Genomic DNA, 3,345 nt, shown 5'->3' with positions numbered 1-3,345 from the left:
GGCCGTCGCCGTCGGGCGCGGCCTCCACCGGAGGAGCTGCGGGCCGGGGCGAAGGGCAGCACGGTCTGCTCGGCCCGGTCCGCCCGGCGCGGCCGGTGCGGGTCCGGGTGGCCAGCCGGGTGACCACCGAGGCCGGCCGCCCGGTGGTGACCGCGCGACCGGCGGCTCCTCGGTGACCAGGTCGGACGGGACGAGGACCACGGCCGTCACCCCGCCGGAAGCCTCGGAGCGCAGGGTGACCCGGATGCCGTGCCGGGCGGCGAGCCGGGACGACCACGAACAGGGCCGGAGCCGGGCGCTGGTCGGCCGGGTCGAACTCGGGCGGCCGGGCGAGGCGGCGGTTGGCGTTCTCCACCGCCTGCGGGGTCATGCCCAGGCCGTGGTCGGTGATCTCGACGACGTAGCCCCGGGGCACCTGCTGGCCGGAGACCTCGACCCGGGTCCCCGGCGGGGAGTAGGCGGTGGCGTTCTCGATCAGCTCGGCGAGCAGGTGGATGACGTCCGCGACGGCCCGGCCGACCACCCCGGCCGACTGCACCGCCCCGATGTCCACCCGGTCGTACGCCTCGACCTCGGAGACCGCGCCGCGCACCACGTCCAGCACGGCCACCGGCTGCCGCCAGCCCCGCCCCGGGGCCGCGCCGGCCAGAATGACGAGGTCCTCGGCGTGCCGGCGCAGCCGGGTGGCCAGGTGGTCGACCCGGAACAGCTCGGCCAGCTCGTCCGGGTCCTCGGTACGCCGTTCCATCCGGTCGAGCAGCGCCAGCTGGCGGTGCACCAGGCCCTGGCTGCGCCGGGCGATGTTCAGGAACACCTCGTTGAGGCCGCGGCGCAGGGTGACCTCGTCGACCGCCGCCCGGACGGCGGTCCGCCGGACCTCGTTGAAGGCGCGCCCGACGTCGCCGATCTCGTCGGCGCCGTACTCCAGGGGCGGCGCCTCCCGGGCCACGTCCACCTGCTCGCCCCGCCGCAGCCGGGCCACCACGTCGGCAGCCGCCGCTCGGCCATCTCCAGCGCGGCGCTGCGCACGCCGGTCAGCCGGCGGGCCAGCGTGCGCCCGACCCGGACCGCGACCAGCAGCGACACCACGATCGCGGCCAGGCCGAGCAGCCCGGCCAGGGCGAGCCGGACCAGGATGCCGACGGCCACCGGCACCGACCGCTCGGCCAGCCCGTCGGCCTGGCTCAGCTCGAAGTCGCGCAGCGCCTGCTGGACGGCGTCGTGGCTGGTCTGCCAGCTACGGCCGTCGACCGGCGGAGCGGCGGCCGGGTCCGCCCGGAGCAGCCCCTCCTGCAGGGTGCGCAGCTGGACGAAGGCCCGGTCCTCGGTCAGCCGCTGGTAGGCGCTGCGGGCCTCCGGCGGCAGGTCGGCCACGGCCGTGTCGACCAGGAACCGCTCGTTGCCGATGGTCTGGGTCAGGAGCAGGTGCTCGCCGTCGGAGAACCGCCCACCGGCGAGCGCGCCGGCCACCAGCGCGTCGGCCTGACCGAGCAGGTCGCGGGAGCGGCCGAGCGCGGTGAGCGCCAGCGCCTCCCGGTTGAGCTCCGGATCGGGTAGGGCGGCCATCGCCGAGAAGGTCTCGAAGGCGAAGGAGATCATGCCGCTGTAGAGCCCGACGGCGCCGGCCCGGTCCACCTGCCGACGGTCGATGAAGCCGCGCCCGGCCGGCAGGGCGTCGAGGGCGGCGACCAGCTTGTCGAGCCGGGCGTCGAGCAGGTCGTCGGCCGCGTCGCGCAGCTCGTCCCCGCCGACCCGGTCCCGCAGCTCGGCGATCGCCGCGTCGGTGCGGCGGCGCTGGTCGGCCAGGGCCGGCAGGGCCGCCGAGCCGGCGAGCTGCACCACCGAGAGCCGGCGTTCGCGTTGCAGCTCGGTGACCACCACCTCGCCGGGGCGGCCCAGGTCGTACAGGAGGGTCCGCGCGGCGAGCAGATCCAGTGCCGGGCCGAAGGTCAGCGTGGTGGCGAAGATCCAGAGCGCGAGCAGGGCGGCCACCGGGGTGACGACCAGGGCGGTCAGCTTGGCGCGGATCGGCCAGTCGCGGGTGTCCATGAGTCCTCGCCCGAAGGGGTGGCAGCGGTGGCGCCGGCACCGGCCGGGCAGCGTCCCGGCCGGTGCCGGGCACCGGCTCGGGCGCCTTGGGCAGGATACGTAATCCCGGGCCGTAGCACTACCGTCCGTCTCGCCCGTCACTACCAATCCGGTGTGGACCGTCGCTGGAGGACATTCGCTCCGGGACGACGACGCCCGCCGGTGATCCGGCCGGAGGTGGTTCGGGCCGACCCGGCAGCGCCGGGTGTCCGAGTAGGAGAAAGCGGGCCGACCAGCATCTTGTCGTCGGAGAAGTCGATGCCGTCGACCAGCACGCCGGCGCCGAAGGCGATCTGATCGTTCTCGTGGTGGTGGTCGGCGATGTCGCGGTTGAGCGTGACGCGCAGCCCGGCCGCCCGGAGGCGTCCGGCGTCGGAGTGGACCGGCATCACCCCGCCCGAGCGCGTTTTCTGGAATGAGTCAAGTTCTCGGGACGGCTCACCCGGTGGGCCTGACCATGCTCGGGTGGGGGAATCGGCCAGGAAAGTGCGCGGGATCGGGATTGGCGGCCAGCGCGCGGAGGGAATACCAGGTGGCGAAGGAGGAGCCATGTCGCCCACGCAGGTAATCGTTGTGGTTCTCGTCGTGCTGGTGGTCGTGGCGCTGGTCGCCGCGGCCGTCGTGGCCGGCCGGCGGCGCGCGCTCAAGCGCCGCTTCGGCCCCGAGTACGACCGGGTCGTCGCGGAGCAGGACAGCCGCGGCGCCGCCGAACGGGAGCTGCGCGACCGGGAACGCCGGCACGCGGAGCTCGAACTCACCCCGCTGGACCCCGAGTCCCGGGCCCGGTACGCCGCCGCCTGGGAGGAGCTCCAGGTCCGCTTCGTCGACTCCCCCGGCGAAGACCGTCGGCGACGCCGACGAGCTGGTCAGCCGGGTGATCGCCGAGCGGGGCTACCCCACCGGGGACTTCTCGGACCAGATCGCCCATCTCTCCGTCGACCACGCCCGCACCCTCGCCCACTACCGGGACGCGCACGAGATCCGGGTGCGCAACGAGCGCGGTGAGGCCAGCACCGAGGAACTCCGCCAGGCCGTCGTGCACTACCGCGCCCTCTTCGCCGACCTGCTCGGCGAGGAGCCGGTCGGGCACCGGCCGCCGGAGCAGCGCCGTCCGGACAGCCCGCACGACGTCACCAGCCACTGAGGAGCCGACGATGCGCCAGGAAGAGCAGCAGGGCAGCACCGACCACCCGGAGGCGGTCCGCTCCGCCCCGGTGCCGATCCCCCCGCCGGACGCCGCGACCCGGACCGCCTCGG

The 3,345-nt window shown here is 75.3% G+C and carries 3 protein-coding genes and 1 pseudogene; 1 reads left to right on the top strand and 3 read right to left on the bottom strand.

The window, feature by feature from the left end; genetic code table 11:
• From JNW89_RS31905 to JNW89_RS39275, 3 genes and pseudogenes are all read right to left on the bottom strand, one after another.
• Window positions 1-2,049: pseudogene (locus tag JNW89_RS31905) on the bottom strand (nitrate- and nitrite sensing domain-containing protein); the annotation flags it as partial.
• 140 nt (window positions 2,050-2,189) lie between these two features.
• Window positions 2,190-2,477, bottom strand: coding sequence for a catalase (locus JNW89_RS37420; protein WP_305070556.1), 288 nt, complete (start codon window positions 2,475-2,477; stop codon window positions 2,190-2,192).
• Window positions 2,478-2,526: 49 nt separating this feature from the next.
• Entirely contained in the window at window positions 2,527-2,829 is a 303-nt protein-coding gene (locus tag JNW89_RS39275; RefSeq protein ID WP_375155174.1) for a hypothetical protein, read from the bottom strand.
• Window positions 2,830-2,962: 133 nt separating this feature from the next.
• Here JNW89_RS39275 and JNW89_RS39270 point away from each other — a divergent pair, with 133 nt between their 5' ends.
• Complete coding sequence (locus JNW89_RS39270) at window positions 2,963-3,232, top strand: hypothetical protein (RefSeq protein ID WP_375155173.1); 270 nt, start codon at window positions 2,963-2,965, stop codon at window positions 3,230-3,232.
• The last annotated feature ends 113 nt before the right edge of the window (window positions 3,233-3,345 follow it).

The sequence above is a fragment of the Micromonospora sp. 4G55 genome (genome assembly GCF_016803375.1).
The sequence above is the reverse complement of the archived record's forward strand: the minus strand, read 5'-3'. Positions and strand labels throughout refer to the sequence as shown.